The sequence below is a fragment of the Lentimonas sp. CC4 genome (genome assembly GCF_902728235.1).
In the GTDB taxonomy this organism is placed as follows: domain Bacteria; phylum Verrucomicrobiota; class Verrucomicrobiia; order Opitutales; family Coraliomargaritaceae; genus Lentimonas.
In genome coordinates, this window is record NZ_CACVBO010000001.1 from 1,734,016 (window position 1) to 1,751,426 (window position 17,411).

Here is a 17,411-nt window from a genome sequence, read left to right on the forward strand (position 1 = left end):
CCTTTCAAATTTCTATGACTGTGGCAGATATGAATTTAGACTTAAAAGATCGCACCATCATCTTGGGCGTTACGGGATCGATTGCGGCTTATAAGGCAGCAGATATTACCAGTCGCTTGACTGAGGCGGGCGCAAAGGTGTTTCCAGTAATGACCGCTTCGGCATGTCGTTTTATACAGCCGCTTACCTTACAAGTGCTCTCGCGCAATCCAGCAGCATCGGACATGTGGAACGAGGGCGAAGGCTGGCAGCCTGGCCATATTGAACTGGCAGATCAGGCAGATCTCCTGCTGGTTGCCCCGGCCACGGCGCATTGCCTCGCGCAGTTTGCTCAAGGGCTGGCTCCAGATTTACTCTCGTCGATTCATTTGGCAACGCGAGCACCAGTGATGCTCGCCCCTGCGATGAACGGCAAAATGTTGGCGCATGCTGCGACGCAGGCGAATATTGAGACGCTCCGCTCGCGAGGGTATCATTTTATAGCCCCGCAAAGCGGTATGCTTGCTTGCGGATATGAGGGCGATGGCAAGCTGGCTGCAGTTGAAACGATCGTTCAATCGGTCAAAGACTTTTTCGCTAAGGATTAATGGATAACGAAGATACGCAGCCTGAATCAGCAGCGGTTGATCCAAGTAAGGAACGCTTGAAAAATCGCCTTCTGAAGCCTGGAGAGAGTTTCGGCAACTTCCGTGTGGTGCGGTGTCTCAGTTCGAGCTTGTTGGCCAATTATTATCACATGCAGCACGTGCGTGATTTGCACGACGTGACGGTGTGTGTGTGCCATCCTCGGACCATGGAGGATCCTAAGCTTTTGAAACGCTTGGTAGGGTTGCAGGCGTCTATCCGAACGATCGATCACGAGGGCATTCCGAAGATTCAGGATTGTGCTGAGTTAAATGACCGGCACTGCATTTTCATGGATCCTGTCGAAGGGCAGAGCTTGAGTGAGTATTTCGCCGAGCATGCTCAGCCTGGTGAGACAGGGATCGGAGCTGAACGAGTGACTCTTGTCGTGGCGCAATTATTGGGGCTACTTGGCTTTGCGCATGCTCAGGGCGTGGATCATCGTGATATGGATACGGACCTGATCTTTATCAAGGCGGACGGATCGATTCAGATGCTCGGTATGGGAGTGAAGGCCACCTTTGGGCGTGACTTATTTGAGTCGATCGTCTCTGCGTCGGTGTGCCCTTTGGTTTCGAATGAGGCTCCCGGACGGATCGATTCATTTGATGTGATGAGCCCGGAGTATCGGCGTGGTATTAAAGAAGACTCTCGTGTCGATATTTATGCGTCTGGTTATATCGCGTATTGGCTCTTAACTGGGCAGAAGGTAAACCTGTCAAATTATACGGCTCCGTCAGCGCTGGTTGAAGGCTTACCGAAGGAATGGGATACACTTCTGGAGAGGGCGCTGAAGCGTATTTGTGAGGAGCGTTATCAAACGTGTAAGAGTGTTTTAGTAGATCTTAAGGAGACGGATAAGAGCGTCGAGTCGGAGCGAGGAGGATTAATTCAGCGTCAGATTGATTGTATTCGGGTGCCAAAGGGGATTGTCGACCGTGGTGAACTGGCGACTCGAGTTTACCGATTATCGGTGATTGGTTTGATTGGTGTCACTTTGACGGCTCTGGCTGCGTTCTTCTTGCAATCGTTATTTGAGGAAGGGCCGAGGCAGTCTGCGCCTGTGGCGGTGGTGATGGCCACTGAGGGCGCTTCACCAAATCTTAGCCTAAACCTTCTGCCTGTGGAGGCGCAGGTTCGTATTGTCGGCGTCCGAGATGTGTTTGAAGCGAAGTCAGGCAAACTCGATCTAGTGGTGCAACCGGGGAGTTATGATGTGCGTATTATGGCTCCGGGGTATGTTGAGCAGTTGTTGCCAGTTGCAGTTGGAGATGTGGCCTTGACGGTGTTGGATGTAGAGTTGGTGGAAGCTTCCGCTGATGTCGTGATGCAGACAAATAGTGGTGCGATGATTGTCCTGCTGACTGAGGATGGGACGGAGACTGAACTCGGCACAACAGATGCCGAAGGGAAGTTTACTTTAAAGCGCAGTGAGTTTTTGGGCACCAATCGTATTGAGATTCGAAAGAAGGGGTATTCGCCTTTGATCGTGGAAGACCTAGACGGTGATCGGGTGGAGGCTGCATTGCTTGAGCTTCCGTCGGGGTTGACTGTGCGCACTGAACCAGCAGGTGCGACTGTATTAGTGAACGATGTCGAAGTTGGGCGTTCTCCGGTCACGTTCGATGCTTCGGCTGGAGTGCGTGCTTATCGAGTGGTCGTCAAGCATGACGGTTATCGCCCTGCTGAGCGTCGTGTCGAGCTGGATCCTGGTGAAAATGAGGTGCTAGACTTTGGTCAGTTGGCGTATCGTTCGGCGGCATTGGATTTTAGCGTTACATTTGCGAACACTCCAGAGCAGGGCGTCTCTAAATTGATGGACGACTTGACGGTGGAGCTCGATGGGCAGCAATTGCAGTTGGATGCAGCTCAACTGAAAACGGTGCCAGAAGGTCCACATATGGTGCGATTGTTGCACCCTCTTTTTACTTCAGCGCTACAATCGGTAACGATGGCCGATAGCGAGGATCAGACACTGCGTTATGTCATGGTCCCCAAGCCAGCGCGAGTTGAGTTACGCATGCCTCCTGGTTTGGAAGTCGCTGTCAGTGTGAACAATCAGGCTGTTAATGCCGTCGAAGGCGTGGTCTCTATCGTGGCTAATAAACGTGTCGAAGTGCAGTTGCGCATAAAGGATTATCTTACGATGGCGCAGCGCTTCGAGCTGAAGCCAAATGAGCGTGCCGTGTGGGATGTGGTGCCAGCCCCGATTCCTGGTCCTGAAGCTGGATCTGGATGGACGATGCCCTATGACGCATTGAAGTTGTCGTGGATCGAGGCCGGGCAATTCTCAATGGGGAGTCCGTTGCGGGAGGGCGGACGTTTGCCGAATGAGGGGCCGCAGACTGAGATTCGTTTTAGTCGGGGCTTTTGGGCTGGAGTGCATGAGGTCACTCAGGCGCAGTATTTTAAGGTCATGGGCCGCAACCCTGCTTCAGTGACTGGTGCGAGTTTGCCTGTGTATAATGTGAGCTGGGAGGATGCGAAGCGCTATTGTGAGTTGCTGTCGAGTCAGGAGAAAGTGGCAGGGCGCTTACCTGATGGCTATGTCTACCGCTTGCCGACCGAAGCCGAGTGGGAGTATCTGGCTCGGGCTGGTTCTGAATCTCCATTCTCCTTTGGGGATCGAGCAGATGTTTCTAATGGGAACTTTCAGGGAGTCTACCCTGGGAACGGTCGCTATGAGTCTAAGGTTCCCGATCATTATGGTTCTGTCACTGTTGGATCGTATGCGCCCAATGCATTTGGAGTGTATGATGTGCATGGTAACGTCGCCGAGTGGACCTTGGATCGCTATAATGGGCGCCTTCCTGGAGGCTCACATGTGGATTTGCGTCCTCGCGAAGAGGGCCGACGTGTGGTCGTGCGCGGTGGAAGTTGGGAAGACTTCGCCGTTTGGGTGCGCAGTGCTGTTCGCAAAGATATCCGTGCCAATATGACGAGTAACGCGATCGGGTTCCGTGTCGTGCTCGCGCCTGCACTTTAAGCTAGAATACACCACGCCGTGACTGGGCCAGCGAATAATGCGCAGTCTACCAGCACGCGATAGGCTTCGGTCGACAGTCGGCGTTGGTAAGCATGAATCATGCAGAGTGTCCCAAGTGATAGCCCGATGGGCAGTGCCGCCTCGGGTGTGAGATAGAAGAGAGTTCCGCCGCAAATGAGCTTCAGTATCAGGGTGATTTGCGATGGGAGTCGTGCCATTGACTTCACTTGTAGCGCTGCATCAACACGTTTCTCTTTGAGTCCAATCATTAGGCAGTTGATTAGGCAGAGCAGTGTGAGTGCGGCTGACGGCATCCAGAGGGCCGCATTGGGCAGTAGAAATACAATCACGCCACCTACGAAAATCAGAGCGACGCATATTTCCTTCGGAAAGAACCGGTGGGAGAGTGCTTGGTTCAGTGCGGTGTAGAGTAGGCAGAGTGCGAGGAGTATGAAGCCATTGAGGAGTTCCTTATTTGAAAGTCCCGTGAGTGCGATGCCGATGTTTAGGGTTAGGGTGCCGCTCCAAACCGTCCACAGCACGTGTGTGTGGCGTTTCGCAAAACGGTGCCGAGTTGAGTAGAGTTGCTCGATCGGACGCTTGGTCACGTCGAACAGGCGATCCGCCATGTAGGTCAACCAGACGGACAAGCCGAGCACGATTTGGGCAGTCGCGCTGATCTGAAGCCCGAGTGTATTGGCAAAGACCACCTGCCATGCGAGCGCAATGAGCGCCGCATCGAGTGCGAGGAGGTTGGGCCATTGCCAGATGCGGATCGGGTGCATGCATCGAGCATGGAAGAGAAATTGAGCAAAGCGCAAACCCGAAGCAGTGCGGTGTTTTTAATTAACCTATATTCAGGAGTTAGAAGTTAGGAATCTAGGTTTATATTGACTTCTATCGACTCTTTTAAGGATCAAACGCACATTTTATATTGACGGACACGAACGCATATCCATTTTTTCCAATTTCCCCTTTAAGGGGCATTAGCTCAGTTGGTAGAGCGCTTGCATGGCATGCAAGAGGTCAGGAGTTCGACTCTCCTATGCTCCACCATTTTTCAAAAAAAGGCCGGAAGTCTTTATGACTTTCGGCTTTTTTGTGTTTATTTAAAGTGTGGATATAGTGTCAGTATTCCAGAGGCAGGCAGAGTGCTAGAGCACTTGCTTGGTGTATTTTTTACCGTTGGCGTCAACGAAGAGGATGCGTGTCTCTTGGATCGCCATCACTTTGAGATCAAGCACGAGGTTCACGGTATCGCCGACGGCGTAGGCTTTATTGTTGAGGATCACTTTGCTTGCACTGCCCGAGAGGCGGACGCCGGAGATCTTCGCGTCTGATAGCCACTGAATGATATCCATGCTTGGCTTGGCTGCTGCTGCGGCCTCGGCTGCTTGTTTGGCGGCCAGTGCTGCGGCTTCTGCTTCTGTTGCTGCTAGGGCCTCGGCTGCTGCTTTGGCTTCAGCTGCCTCCCTTGCGATACGTAGCTCTTCTAGCACACTGGGCGCACCTTGTTTGGTTGCGGCTGTGCTTGTTTCAGGTGCCGGGGCAAGTGGTTGAAGTGTTGCGGGTGGGCTTGGGGCAGGTGTCGTGACGGTTGCGCTTACTGGAGCTGTTGCTTGTTGAACGACAGGTGCGGGTTCGCTGCGCAGTAAGACGATGAGGAGCCCTGCGACAAGTCCGATGAGGAGTGCGATGCCTGCGACGAGTCCGACCAGTAGCCCTGACTTGCTGCCTGTGCCAGAGGCATTATAGCTCCGGTTTGTGGCTGCGGCGGCGTTTGCATTCTCCGCGGCAGTGGCGGGCTGGTTTGGGGAACGCTGGTTTTGCGCTTTGCGAAGAGCCTGGTTGATTAAAGACATTTGGGAATTAGAAATTGAGAATTAGGAATGAGGAGTTGGAGGTCACTGGTCTTAGGAACTGCCGATTCTTCATTCGTAATTCCTAATTCGTAATTCTCCGCTATCGGTGTAATCGATTGATGTCTTTGAGCGCTTTACGTGCATCCCACCAGTTGACGTTGGTGCCGTTACGGATGAACGAGGCGAGTAGGGCTTTATCGCAGATGTTGTTGATCATGCGAGGGATGCCTAGGCTGCTCTTGGCGATTTTCTTAATCGCTCGTGGTGTGAACTGTGGTTGGCCGTTACTACCTGCGAGGCTGAGGCGGTGCAGGATGTAGAGCTGGACCTCCGCGGGGTTAAGGTGCTTGAGATCGTAGTGCACGAGCACCCGTTGACGTAGTTGGCGTAGGCGCTCTTCCTTGAGCTTCACATTGAGCTCAGGCTGTCCCATTAGAATGATCTGGAGGAGCTTTTGGTCGTAAGTCTCAAGGTTGGAGAGCATGCGCAGCATCTCCATAACTTCGAACGAAAGGTTTTGCGCTTCGTCGATGATCAGCACGATCTCGCGGCCTTGGTGGATGCGTTCCATTAGGATGTCGTTCATGCTGTCCAGCAGATCGCTTTTTGAGCGAGCTTTCGACTCTTCGCCCAGCTCTTTCATGATGCCCTTGAGCAGCTGCGTTTCCGAGATCCTAGGGTTCAATAGCAGCGCGGTGTCGCACTTTTCATTGGCATCAAGCTCTTCGAGAAGCTTGCGGCAGAGTGTGGTCTTCCCACAGCCAACCTCACCGGTTAGCACAATAAACCCTTTTTTATCTTCGATGCCGTAGCGTAGATGCTGGAGCGCTTCTTCGTGGGTGGGACTGAGGAACAGGAAACGTGGATTAGGCGTGACGTGGAAAGGCATTTCCGAGAATCCGAAATAATCTTGATACATAGATGATGGAATCTTCTAGGCGAAGTGGAGATTTCCCTTTCCAATATTACGAAAATGGCCTTCTGTGTGGAGACTAATGTCGAAACCTCCACAGCGAAAAGAACGTGTAATCCTACTCATGATGGTTGGGGTGCTGTTGGCATTGATCGTATTCTTTAGCAGTCTCATGGTGCAGACGTATCGGGAATATAAGAATTTCAGAGCCCGCGAACTTAGGATCGAGGCCAAACTCACACAAGCTCGAAAAGAGTTTGAGCAAAAGGAGATGTATTTGGCGCGATTATTGGAAGATCCAGAGTTTTTAGAGCGAGTGGTGCGCGAGCGGCTTGGATACGCGCGTCCCGATGAATTGCTATTTCGCTTCTCTGACGAACCCTGATTCACTCCTGAGGAATAGGCTCTATTGAGTTTTAACCTAGATTTTACGTAAGAGGCGGATAGGGGTTTGCATTTTAAGTGGGGGTGATTAGTTCCTGTTAGCTCCGATTATGAATAATTCCGAAGCGACAGTATCTCTCATTCAATCATTCACGCAGGCCGGGCAGGGGCAGGTCTTTAGCTACTTCGATGAGCTCGATGCCGCGGGGCAGGCTCAACTCTTGGCGCAGGCAGCGACGATTGACCTCGCAGAGGTGGATGCACTGGTTGCGGAGCATGTTAAAGGCGAACACGCGAGTGCGGTCAATCTAGATGGCCTGACTCCGGCTCCTTACACCGCGCTGCCCGCGAATGGCGGTGATCAAGCGCAGTGGGATACTGCATTTGAAGCGGGTTCGGCGGCGATTGCGGCTGGTCGTGTGGCTGCCTTTACAGTGGCTGGTGGTCAAGGCACACGCCTCGGCTACGACGGGCCGAAGGGCACGTATCCAGTGACACCCGTTTCGGAGAAGACACTGTTTCAAGTATTTGCAGAGAAGATTGCACGTTCCGGTGAGCGATTCGGAGTGACAATTCCTTGGTTCATTCTCACCAGTGAGATCAATAATGATGCAACGATCGCAGCCTTTAAAGAAATGGATTTCTTCGGCCTCGATCCAGAGTCGGTGCATTTTATCGTGCAAGGCTTGGTGCCAGCGGTTGATTACGACGGCAAGATCTTGCTCGCTGAGAAATCTAAGATTGCGATGACTCCAGATGGTCACGGTGGTTCGCTGCGCGCGTTGGTGCGTAGTGGTGCGGTGGCGAAGATGAAAGAGATGGGCGTCGACTGCGTGAGTTATTTCCAGGTCGATAACCCAATCATTCAATGCATCGATCCGGCTTTCATCGGCTTCCACGTGCTCGGTAACTCGGAGCTATCCAGTAAAATGGTGCCGAAGGCTTACGCGCTCGAGAAAGTGGGGCACTTCTGTATGCAAAACGATTCCGCACTCGTAGTTGAATATAGTGACATGCCGAATGCCATGCAGGAGGAGACGAACGAGGATGGCTCGATCCGCTTCAATGGTGGCAGTGTCGCGATTCATGTTTTCGATCGTGAGTTTATTACCCGCGCTGGCAGCACGACGTCTGACTTGCAGTTGCCGTTCCACCGAGCGGATAAGAAGATCCCTTACGTCGGTGCGGATGGTGCGATTGTGACACCGGATGCCGCGAATGGTGTGAAGTTCGAGATGTTCGTATTCGATGCGCTGCCACTCGCGAAGAACCCGGTCATCATCGAGGCCGCGCGCGAAGACGATTTTAGCCCTGTTAAAAATGCCGAAGGCGTTGATTCCCCGGAAACCTGTAAGAATGACCAACGCCGTATGTTTGCTCGTTGGTTGAAGGCCGCGGGTGAGGAGATCGAAACAGATGAGACAGGCTTACCGCTTCTGACATTCGAAATTTGCCACCTATTTGCTGCGGATGAAGCTGACTTCGTCGCGCAATGGACGGCACTTGCCGAGAAACCCGCTATCGTCGATGGTCTGATCATCGAGTAATCCATTCTATCACTTAGCATCACTTATTAGTCATCCAAATATTATGAGTCTTATCGAAAAAATCGAAGCTGCAGGTGCCGCTGGTTCCTTGCTTGAGAGCACTGTTGTAAATTTGAAAAAATGGGCAGGTGCCGATTTTCTTCCTGAATGGGCAGGCGCCAGTATCGCTGAACTCGTGGACAACGGCGAGTGGGACGAATTGAACGACCGCTTCTACCAGAACCTTGCATTCGGCACTGGTGGTATTCGTGGTCGCACGATCGGTCGTGTCGCCGCCGTTGCCGAGACGGGCACACTGTCTGAAATGGGCACGCCCGAGCACGCAGCCGTGGGCTCGAATGTGCTCAACGATTTTAACCTCGTTCGCGCAACGATCGGCCTGTTCCGCTACGTTGAGAAATATCTCAAAGACACTGGCAGCTATGATTTGCCACGTTTCGTGATCGCTCACGACGTGCGTCATTTCTCCCGCCACTTCTGCGAGCTGACTGCATCGACATGGTCCAAACTCGGCGGTCAGGCACTTATTTTCGAAGGCCCACGCTCGACGCCTCAGTTGAGCTTCGCGGTTCGCCAGAACAAAGCGACTTGCGGTGCGGTGATTACTGCCAGCCATAACCCGTCGCACGATAACGGTTTCAAGGTCTATTTTGATGACGGTGCTCAAGTCGTATCACCGCATGCCGAAGGTATCGTGGACTTGGTCAATCAAGTCGAGCTGTCCGAAGTGCCAGCATTCCTTGATATTGATCTGGCTCGTGTGATTACATTGGGCGCGAAGGATGATGCTGCGTATCAAGCAGTGCTGGACGAGATGGTGATCGACCGTGAGGTCATGGAGAAGCAAGCGCCACAGGTCGTCTTCAGTCCCATTCATGGCACGGGCGCGATTAGCTCGGTTCCTGCATTGAAAGCACTCGGCGTCGATGTGGTCGAAGTGCCTGAGCAGATGAAGCAAGATGGACGTTTCCCTACTGTCAAATCGCCGAACCCTGAAAATGCGGAAGCCCTTGCGATGGGCATTGCGAAAGCCAACGAAGTCGGTGCGGACGTAGTGATTGCAACGGATCCTGATGCTGACCGTATGGGTGTGGCCGTGCGTGATCGTAATGGTGAGATGATTCTGCTGACTGGTAATCAAATCGGAACCATCCTTGCCGAGTATCGTATTTCCGTGCTCAAGGATGCAGAAATCATCCCTGAAGATGGTGGCGACAATGTTGTTTTCATTAAGACATTCGTGACGAGCCCGATGCAGGAAGCGGTCGCGGATTGGCATGGCCTGAAGACGATTAACACTTTGACTGGCTTCAAATGGATTGGCGCAAAGCTCGCTGGTTACGAAGCGCAGATGAAGGAAAAGTTGATGGAAGAAGAAGGCACAGCAGTCGATTACGACGCGTGTGATATTTGGACACGTGCGGATCTGCTGCTCGATTACTCCAGCTACTTCGTCTTTGGCGGTGAAGAGAGCTACGGTTATCTCGCGAGCGACAAGGTGCGTGATAAAGATGCCAATGCCGCTGTGGTGATGTTCTGCGAAGTCGCAGCTTACCTGAAGGCGCAGGACATGACTTTCACTGAGTTCCTCGATTCCTTGTATTTGCAACATGGATACTACGAAGAGAAGACCATTAACATCTACTACGAAGGTGCTGCGGGTAGCGCGAAGATCGCGAATATTCTAGCATCCTACCGCAACGATTCGCCGAAGGCATTTGGCGATGTGGCAGTCTCTGGTTTCACTGACTTCGGTAAGGATGAAATCATCGATGCGGATGGTGAGAAAATTCCTGCGCAGGACTTTTACTTCCTCGAATTGAGCAACGGCTACAGCTTCGCCGTTCGTGGCTCTGGCACCGAGCCGAAGATTAAGTTCTACGTGTTCGGCCGCAGCGATGTGCTTGATCCAGAAGACCTGATTAAGGTGAAGGCTGAAGCAGCCGTTGAAATGCAGACTATCCTTGCTGCGATTGATGCCGATGCGCGTGTGCGTGCGGAAGGGTAATTCGACTGCCCAATGATTTACGAAAGCCGCGCCCTGCAAGGGGCGCGGCTTTTTTTGCGTAGAAGCGACACTCTTGTCGCTTTTGTTCGGTGTGAAAGCGACAAGAGTGTCGCTTCTACGTTTTATGGTCACGGATGTATTTTCGTATTCGTTCGAGAGATGAAGCGTTGCGGACGATGTGATCGTAGCTCTCTTTTTGCCAGATCGTTCCGTTGGTGCGTCGCACTTTGTTGATATTGCGTGCGGATACACCTTTCCAACTCTTTAGGATGCCGTGCAGTTCGTTGTCACGAGTGGGCACGACCAGTGCGTGGGCGTGGTTTGAAGCGATGGTGTAGCAGTCGATTTTGTAGCGGTCTTGGTCGAATTTGAGAAGACAGTCTTCGACGATTTGAGCGTAACTTGGATCGCGAAAAAGATTACTGCCGTAGCCGCGGTCCAGCCATACTTCGATTTTACGAGCGAAGTGTGTCTGGTATTCGTCGAGTTGTTCCTTGTTCCAAGGTTTGGGATTACGAGTCAACCATTGCTCAAATTCGTGTTTCCATTGGCTCAATTTCTCTTTGGGAATCGAATCTGCGAGCCTGAAGGTCACAAAATAGAGTGCGCCATCCTGGTGCCAATGCGGCAGGTTGGCTTCGAGCATTTCAACTTCCGCTAGAGGTTTGAAATACTCGAAGTCTTTACCTGCTTGTAGCATGTTTAAAAGGGGTAGAAGCGACACTCTTGTCGCTTTTTATTCGTGTAGGTTCTGTGTGAAAGCGGCAAGAGTGCCACTTCTACGTTTCTTTGGTTCTGTGGTAAAGCGACAAGAGTGTCGCTTCTACGATACCTAAAAGCCGTCCGTAAAAACGACTTCGTCGTAGCCCAACTGACCGCCGCGGACGTTGGCATCTTTGAGTGCTTTACCAATCGGTAGCATCATACCGATGACGTGGTGCTCGGGGAGGTTGATGATCTCGGCGACTTTTACGGGGTCGAAGCCGATCATTGGGCACGAGTCGTAGCCCATGGATTTTGCGGTGAGCATCAGCGTCTGAGCGGCGATGCCGATCGAGCGCATGGCTTCGTCGCGTTGCAGTGCTTCGTTGTCCTTGTAAAATGGCTCAATCATTGGCACGAGCATGTCTTGCACCGGTTGAGGTGCGTTGACCCAGTAGCGGGCGCCATCTTCGTAGGAGTGCAGATCGGCACAGAGCACGATGAGGACAGAGGCTTCGCTAATTTGTGCTTGGTTCCATGCGGCGGCTCGGATCGCGTCTTTCTTGGCTTGGTCAGTTACGACGACGAAGCGCCAGTTCTGCATATTAAAGGAAGTGGGGGAGAGCAGTGCCAATTCGAGCAGTGCTTGAATCTCACTCTCGGTCATTTTGTGGTCCGGATCGTAATGTTTAACGGAGCGGCGTTGGTGTATAGCAGTAGTAGTATCCATGTGGCTAGAGGTTGATTAGTTTTTCGAGAGAATCAAGTGATCTGCGATCAAAGCTTGCTTCGATTTAAAATTGGGCTCTGCTAGTGGCTCTTTTATTGAACCTCAACTACTACCAATTTATGAGTAACAAATTATACAGTTCTATCATCGAAACAGTCGGCAGCACTCCGTTGGTTAAAATCAACAACACTGCGGAAGGCATCAACGCCAACATCTACCTGAAGTGTGAGTTCTTTAATCCACTCGCTAGCGTCAAGGATCGTATCGGTAAGGCGATGATCGAAGCTGCTGAGCGTGATGGTAAGATCGGCCCAGGTAGCATCATTATCGAGCCGACTTCCGGTAATACTGGTATCGCATTGGCATTTGTGTGTGCGGCCAAGGGCTATAAGTTGATCCTGACGATGCCTGAGACCATGTCCGTTGAGCGCCGCGTATTGCTCCGTATGTTGGGTGCTGACATCGTGCTGACTCCTGGGCCGAAAGGCATGGGCGGTGCGATCGCACGTGCGGGTGAGCTCGTCGAAGAATACGGCGAAAAGGCTTACATGCCCCAGCAATTTGAAAACCCTGCAAATCCAGAAGCGCACCGCTTGACGACTGCCGAAGAGATTTGGGAAGCAACCGATGGCAACATTGATGCCTTTGTTGCAGGTGTTGGCACCGGGGGCACGATCTCTGGTGTGTCTGAAGTGATCAAGTCACGCACAGAGCTTTACACCGTTGCGGTTGAGCCTGAAGCGAGCCCAGTTATTTCTGGCGGCAAGCCAGGACCACACAAGATTCAAGGTATCGGTGCAGGCTTCATCCCGAAGAACTGCAACACTGATTTGATTGACGACGTGATCAAAGTCTCCAACGAAAATGCTTTCGCGACTGCACAAGCACTCGCAGAGAAGGACGGCATCCTCGGTGGTATCTCCACTGGTGCGAATGTCTATGCTGCGATGGAACTTGCAAAGCGTCCTGAGATGGCGGGCAAGACTATCGTCACTGTCGGCTGCAGCTTCGGTGAGCGCTACTTGAGCACACCGCTGGCTGAAAAGGCTCGCGAAGAAATGATCGCAGCCAGCGCAAGCTAAGTTCGATTCAAACTGATTTAAACAAAAGCCCCGACCGGAAACGGTCGGGGCTTTTTCGTCTTAAGGTTGAAGCACGCGGTCGCTTTAGTCGTTGGAGAATTCAACTCGAAAGGCGCCACGCAGTTGCCCGAGTTCGTAGCCAGTGGCTTGGTCTGCTGGATAGAGTTCGCCGAGCGTCGTTTGCAGCTCTTCTGAGAAGCTTGCCGGATCGCCATGGCATTTGAGGCAGGCTTCGCCGACCATGATGGGGTGGTGCACTGTGATCGTGTCACCGTCATGACTCACCGCTGGAGGCAGGGACGATGCACCAGTCGCTAGTAGCGCTTCCCAAGATTCCATGATACTGGTTGATTCGGTATCTGCCTGATTCGCTGAGTTGCGAACGCGCAGCGCGGTGCGGCTGACTTGGGCACCTTCGTGATCACCCGTGACCTGTTGTGTGATCGGTTGGGCGATCTGTTGACAGACTTGGAGCGCGTTAACCGGGCCGCCAGCTTGCATGGCCTGTTTGAGCTGTGTGCCCAGGCTTGTTTTTAGCTCACTAACAATCGCTTCACTGCGGTCGATGTAGGCTTGGTCATTCGCTGTGTTGTGATCTGAGCACCCACACATGAACGTGGCGACGGAGAGTCCTGCGAGTAAACCGAGCTGTTTCATTGCTTTAAAAGTGTAGGGCAATGCGTGGTTTGAGCACTCAGGGTGCTTATCCTAAACTTTGCACCCACTGGAGGTATTTTGCGTTTACACTCTCAGTCTTGGCAGTGATCCACTCTCCTTGCTCATCAGGGTGGTTGGCTGCCATATATGCATCAATCTTCGCGAGGTGGTCGCCGAGGAATTTTACAGTGAGGCGCAGTCCCCCGTGGTGCACGACAGCATTGCCGTCGGGATAGTATGATTGAATGGATTCGATCTGGACGCAGGCTGCTAATTTACGCTCGATGAGGTCATGGGCGAGGCGTTCTGCGACATCTTGATTACGGCAAGTGGTCCAACCAATGTATAATGTATTAATCATAAAACAATTTTGTTAAGTGCTGTGTTGTGGGTCAATCGACATGCATGCCTGAAGGTGCTTCATTCGACTGAACTATCCTATGTATTAGGTAGGCTTATATTGCGATGCTATTGGTCTTCTTGGTTTTGGATATGAGCAAATGGTTTACAGCTCGAAGCCAGCTTTGGCGATGAGCACGACGAACTCACCCTTTTGGCTACCTTTAGCTACGCGGTCGCATACTTCGCCTGCGGGGCCGGTGTGCACGGTTTCGTGTAGTTTGGTGAGTTCGCGGCAAACACTGATGCAGCGATCGGGCCCGAGCGTGGCGACTAGGTCATTGAGGAATTTGCCAATCCTATGGCAGGATTCGTAAATGATGAGGGTGCTTTCGAAGTCTTGTTGAGCCTCGAAGAAACGTTTGCGTGCTGCGCTTTTGGGCGCGAGGAAACCGACATAGTAAAAAGAATCGCTCGGTAGCCCTGAAAGGGAGAGGGCGGTAATGACTGCGCTGACGCCTGGGGCGGTGGTGACTTTGAGTCCGCGTTTGCGGCATTCGCGCACGAGTCGGAAGCCTGGGTCGCTGATGGCGGGGGTGCCGGCGTCGGCGATGAGGGCGATGTCTTCGCCTGCTTCCATGCGGTCAGCGATTTCGACTGCCATGAAGCTTTCGTTTTGTTCGCGATAATTGATGAGTTTGCCGTGTTCCTCAATCCCGAGTTTGCTCAACAGTTTTCCAGTCACGCGGGTATCTTCGCAGGCGATAGCGGTGCCTGCGCTGAGCACTTCGATGGCGCGGGCTGTGACATCAGAGAGATTACCGATGGGCGCAGCGACGAGCGTGAGGATTCCGGAGGTTGGCGTGTCTGACATAGTGGAGGACTTTAAGTGAGTTGGAGCAGATGTCACAAAAAAAGCGCCTGTATGAAGCTCATACAGGCGCTGATAGTAAAATGAATGGCTCGACTTAGCCGCCGAATCCGGGGGCGCCGCCTTCCCAGTCTGCTGGGCGAGACCAAGGTAAATCCTGATCATCGGGATTGGTGTCGAAGCAACCGCTAGTTGCCAGTGCACATAGCGAGAGAGCTAAAACGAGTAGAAGACGAGGGATCATAAGTGTTGTGTGAGCGCTAAGCAATTAGTGCAGGATCTTTACAGTGTCACCGGCATCGAGGTCTAGCTTGGTGCCTGGTAGAATGTTTGCGATCGCAAGAGTCTCAGTGACCTTGGTGATTTGAACTTTACCCAATGCAGTTAAGTCTTGGATGAGTGTGATTGTTGCTCCCATGGCTAGGCCAAGCTCTGGAGTGGAGTTGAGGACGATGATGCCATTTTCAGTGCTGATCGAAGCCACGGTGGTTGCTGTGCCGATCGATGCTGGTTGTGCGGCTGGCATCATGTTGGGTTTGAAACCAGCCTTTTGGTTGGCTGCAGTTGCGCTGCCTTCTGTGCGGCTGCTACTGCTGCGTGCCAGTGACTCAGCTGCCATTAGGTCTTGCTTGAGTGTGTCGTTTGCCTTTGCAAGCTCCTCGATGCGCTCATTGAGCTGAGCGAGTTCAGCTTCATTGCTAGCTTGGGCTAAGCTTTCTTCGGTCTTAACCAGATTTGCGCGTAGGCGAGTGGCTTCTTCTTCCAACTCAGTGATGGTGCTTTTTGTTTCGTTGAGCTGCTTCTGCGTGCGCGTTACTTCCTGCTTGGCAGTATACATCTCTGAGCGAATCGACTCTAGCTTGCCTTTTGTGTCGGCCAAGGACTTACGCTCTGTAGAGAGTTGTGCTTGGGTCGATGTGATCTGGTTGTTGGCCGTTTCAAGCTCCATTTGCACGGCTTGAGTGGCTGCTTGAGCGTTCACTAGCGCAGTTTGTTTTTCCGCAAGTTTGCCTTTGGACATGAAGAACAAGGCGACTGCTGCGGCTGCGGCGACGATCGCTACAATTCGAAGAATAATTGATAGACTTTTCATTTATGGTGTTTGGGGGCCCTCAATGGAAGGGCTATGCTGAGAAAAACTCTGTTTCGTGAATGGGGTTTTTGGCATTAGCGCTAACTCCACGGTTGTTAGCTGCCAATCGAAGCAGCAATTTAAAGATCAATTCACTTTGTGATTCAAGACCCAACTTCACTGCAATTGCATCTGCTGTTTGTGCGCTGCCTTCGCTTGATTTGATCTCGGCGACGATCTTTTGTTCAATTTCAAGAACGGTCGCAGCGGCTGCTTTACCTGCTTCTACGCCTGGCTGGTGGTAAGCGTTGATATTCACTAGGTTAGCGTAGAGGCCGACGGCGCGCTCGAAGAGGGCGATTAGTTGACCGACTGCTTCGGGTGTGACGTCCGTGATCGTGATGGTGATCGACTGGCGGCCGTTGTCATACAGCGCATCGCGTGTGCCGAGGAAGAAGCCTTGGAGGAAATCACCACTAGTGAAGCCTTCTTCGACCTCGATGGAGTCGCCTTCGCGATCCTTGAGCACTTCGATGAAGGTGGCGAAGAAGTTATGCACACCTTCGCGGAGCTGCTGCACGTAAGCGTGTTGGTCAGTCGAGCCCTTGTTGCCGTAAACGGCGATACCTTGGTGCACGACGTTGCCATCGAGGTCTTTTTCTTTACCGAGCGATTCCATGACCAGCTGTTGCAGGTATTTGGAGAACAGCATGAGGCGATCCTTGTAAGGAAGGACGACCATGTCTTTTGCGCCTTTACCGTCGGTTGCAAAATACCACATGAGCGCGAGAAGCGCTGCAGGGTTCTGTGCGGTTTCGGTCGAACGAGTCGCGTCGTCCATTGCTTTTGCGCCGGCAAGCATACGGTCGATGTCGAGGCCTTGGATCGCAGCAGGGAAGAGTCCCACGGCTGCGAGCTCGGAAGTGCGGCCACCGACCCAGTCCCACATCGGGAGGAAGTCGAGCCAGTTGTTGGCTTTCGAAACTTCGTGTAGCTTGCTGCCTTCGCCAGTAATAGCGATGGCGTGCGCACCGAAGTCGAGGCCCGCAGCGGTGTAGGCTGCGACTGCTTCGAGCATGCCGTTACGTGTTTCGGGTGTGCCACCTGATTTGGAGATAACCACGGAAAGTGTTTCGCCGAGTTGACCGTCGAGTGCGTCGAGCGTGCGATCGAGGCCGTTCGGGTCGGTGTTGTCGAAGAAGAAGAGCTTGATCTTGTCTGTCTTCGGGCCGCCGAGTGCGTCTGCGACGAATTGCGGGCCGAGGGCAGAACCGCCGATGCCGATGACGAGCAGGTTTTTGAACGCGCCGTTCGCGCCTTTGATTGCACCGCTGTGCACATCGGCTGCGATCTTCTTGATCTTCGTAACACAGGCATCGATCTCGGCAGTCAGTTCTGGCTGAGGTGCGAGGGCTGCATTGCGCAACCAGTAGTGACCGACCATGCGGCCTTCGTCTGGATTCGAGATCGCGCCGGCTTCGAGCTCTTGCATCGCTGTGTAGGCGGCTTGCATGCGTGGCTCCATCTCAGCAAGGAAGTTGTCGCCGAAGTCGATGCGGCTGATGTCGATCGCGAAATCGAGCTCGTTAAGATTGAGATAGTATTGTTTGAAGCGGTTCCAGGACATGACGGTG

17 protein-coding genes and 1 tRNA gene are annotated in these 17,411 nt (G+C 52.7%); 7 read left to right on the forward strand and 11 right to left on the reverse strand.

What is annotated here, in order from left to right:
* Window positions 1–29 precede the first annotated feature (29 nt).
* Both GZZ87_RS07660 and GZZ87_RS07665 read left to right on the forward strand, forming a co-directional pair.
* Window positions 30–587, forward strand: coding sequence for a flavoprotein (locus GZZ87_RS07660; RefSeq protein ID WP_162027686.1), 558 nt, complete (start codon window positions 30–32; stop codon window positions 585–587).
* The gene (locus GZZ87_RS07665; protein ID WP_162027685.1) at window positions 587–3,610 is read left to right on the forward strand and encodes an SUMF1/EgtB/PvdO family nonheme iron enzyme; all 3,024 of its coding nucleotides are present in this window, start codon (window positions 587–589) and stop codon (window positions 3,608–3,610) included. Before GZZ87_RS07660 ends, GZZ87_RS07665 begins: the two co-directional genes overlap by 1 nt.
* Here GZZ87_RS07665 and GZZ87_RS07670 read toward each other — a convergent pair.
* Window positions 3,607–4,395, reverse strand: coding sequence for a hypothetical protein (locus tag GZZ87_RS07670; protein ID WP_162027684.1), 789 nt, complete (start codon window positions 4,393–4,395; stop codon window positions 3,607–3,609). The genes GZZ87_RS07665 and GZZ87_RS07670 overlap by 4 nt on opposite strands.
* 195 nt (window positions 4,396–4,590) lie before the next feature.
* Between GZZ87_RS07670 and GZZ87_RS07675 the strand changes: the two genes are divergently transcribed.
* Window positions 4,591–4,666: transfer RNA gene (locus GZZ87_RS07675), tRNA-Ala, on the forward strand.
* Window positions 4,667–4,764: 98 nt separating this feature from the next.
* On the opposite strand, the gene GZZ87_RS07680 is transcribed toward GZZ87_RS07675, so the two are convergent.
* Together GZZ87_RS07680 and GZZ87_RS07685 are read right to left on the reverse strand one after the other, a co-directional pair.
* Window positions 4,765–5,472 carry a hypothetical protein gene (locus GZZ87_RS07680; protein ID WP_162027683.1) on the reverse strand — a complete coding sequence of 236 codons (708 nt, stop codon included), beginning with the start codon at window positions 5,470–5,472 and terminating at the stop codon, window positions 4,765–4,767.
* A 100-nt stretch (window positions 5,473–5,572) separates the two neighbouring features.
* Window positions 5,573–6,391 carry an AAA family ATPase gene (locus GZZ87_RS07685; protein WP_162027682.1) on the reverse strand — a complete coding sequence of 273 codons (819 nt, stop codon included), beginning with the start codon at window positions 6,389–6,391 and terminating at the stop codon, window positions 5,573–5,575.
* Window positions 6,392–6,467: 76 nt separating this feature from the next.
* On the opposite strand from GZZ87_RS07685, the gene GZZ87_RS07690 reads away from it, so the two are divergent.
* The 3 genes from GZZ87_RS07690 (at window position 6,468) to GZZ87_RS07700 (ending at window position 10,324) form a co-directional block, all read left to right on the forward strand.
* Window positions 6,468–6,770, forward strand: coding sequence for a septum formation initiator family protein (locus GZZ87_RS07690; protein ID WP_162027681.1), 303 nt, complete (start codon window positions 6,468–6,470; stop codon window positions 6,768–6,770).
* Window positions 6,771–6,879: 109 nt separating this feature from the next.
* A complete protein-coding gene (locus GZZ87_RS07695; RefSeq protein ID WP_162027680.1) occupies window positions 6,880–8,316 on the forward strand; it encodes a UDPGP type 1 family protein in 1,437 nt (478 codons plus the stop codon).
* Between the two features lie 43 nt (window positions 8,317–8,359).
* A complete protein-coding gene (locus GZZ87_RS07700; RefSeq protein WP_162027679.1) occupies window positions 8,360–10,324 on the forward strand; it encodes a phospho-sugar mutase in 1,965 nt (654 codons plus the stop codon).
* A gap of 115 nt (window positions 10,325–10,439) precedes the next feature.
* Here GZZ87_RS07700 and GZZ87_RS07705 read toward each other — a convergent pair whose 3' ends face one another.
* Entirely contained in the window at window positions 10,440–11,024 is a 585-nt protein-coding gene (locus tag GZZ87_RS07705; RefSeq protein ID WP_162027678.1) for a transposase, read from the reverse strand.
* A gap of 132 nt (window positions 11,025–11,156) precedes the next feature.
* A complete protein-coding gene (locus GZZ87_RS07710; protein WP_162027677.1) occupies window positions 11,157–11,756 on the reverse strand; it encodes a nitroreductase family protein in 600 nt (199 codons plus the stop codon).
* A gap of 119 nt (window positions 11,757–11,875) precedes the next feature.
* Between GZZ87_RS07710 and cysK the strand changes: the two genes are divergently transcribed.
* Window positions 11,876–12,838 (forward strand): cysteine synthase A, encoded by a 963-nt coding sequence (cysK, locus tag GZZ87_RS07715; RefSeq protein ID WP_162027676.1) that lies wholly within the window; start codon window positions 11,876–11,878, stop codon window positions 12,836–12,838.
* A gap of 84 nt (window positions 12,839–12,922) precedes the next feature.
* Here cysK and GZZ87_RS07720 read toward each other — a convergent pair whose 3' ends face one another.
* From GZZ87_RS07720 to GZZ87_RS07740, 6 genes are all read right to left on the reverse strand, one after another.
* Window positions 12,923–13,495 (reverse strand): DUF3365 domain-containing protein, encoded by a 573-nt coding sequence (locus tag GZZ87_RS07720; protein ID WP_162027675.1) that lies wholly within the window; start codon window positions 13,493–13,495, stop codon window positions 12,923–12,925.
* A 46-nt stretch (window positions 13,496–13,541) separates the two neighbouring features.
* On the reverse strand, window positions 13,542–13,856 hold the full coding sequence (gene cutA / locus GZZ87_RS07725; protein ID WP_162027674.1) for a divalent cation tolerance protein CutA: 315 nt from the start codon (window positions 13,854–13,856) through the stop codon (window positions 13,542–13,544).
* Between the two features lie 144 nt (window positions 13,857–14,000).
* The gene (rsmI, locus tag GZZ87_RS07730; protein ID WP_178106582.1) at window positions 14,001–14,708 is read right to left on the reverse strand and encodes a 16S rRNA (cytidine(1402)-2'-O)-methyltransferase; all 708 of its coding nucleotides are present in this window, start codon (window positions 14,706–14,708) and stop codon (window positions 14,001–14,003) included.
* 94 nt (window positions 14,709–14,802) lie between these two features.
* A complete protein-coding gene (locus GZZ87_RS19675; protein ID WP_178092117.1) occupies window positions 14,803–14,949 on the reverse strand; it encodes a hypothetical protein in 147 nt (48 codons plus the stop codon).
* Between the two features lie 24 nt (window positions 14,950–14,973).
* Entirely contained in the window at window positions 14,974–15,798 is an 825-nt protein-coding gene (locus GZZ87_RS07735; protein WP_162027672.1) for a hypothetical protein, read from the reverse strand.
* Between the two features lie 31 nt (window positions 15,799–15,829).
* Complete coding sequence (locus GZZ87_RS07740; protein WP_162027671.1) at window positions 15,830–17,404, reverse strand: glucose-6-phosphate isomerase; 1,575 nt, start codon at window positions 17,402–17,404, stop codon at window positions 15,830–15,832.
* Between the last annotated feature and the right edge of the window lie 7 nt (window positions 17,405–17,411).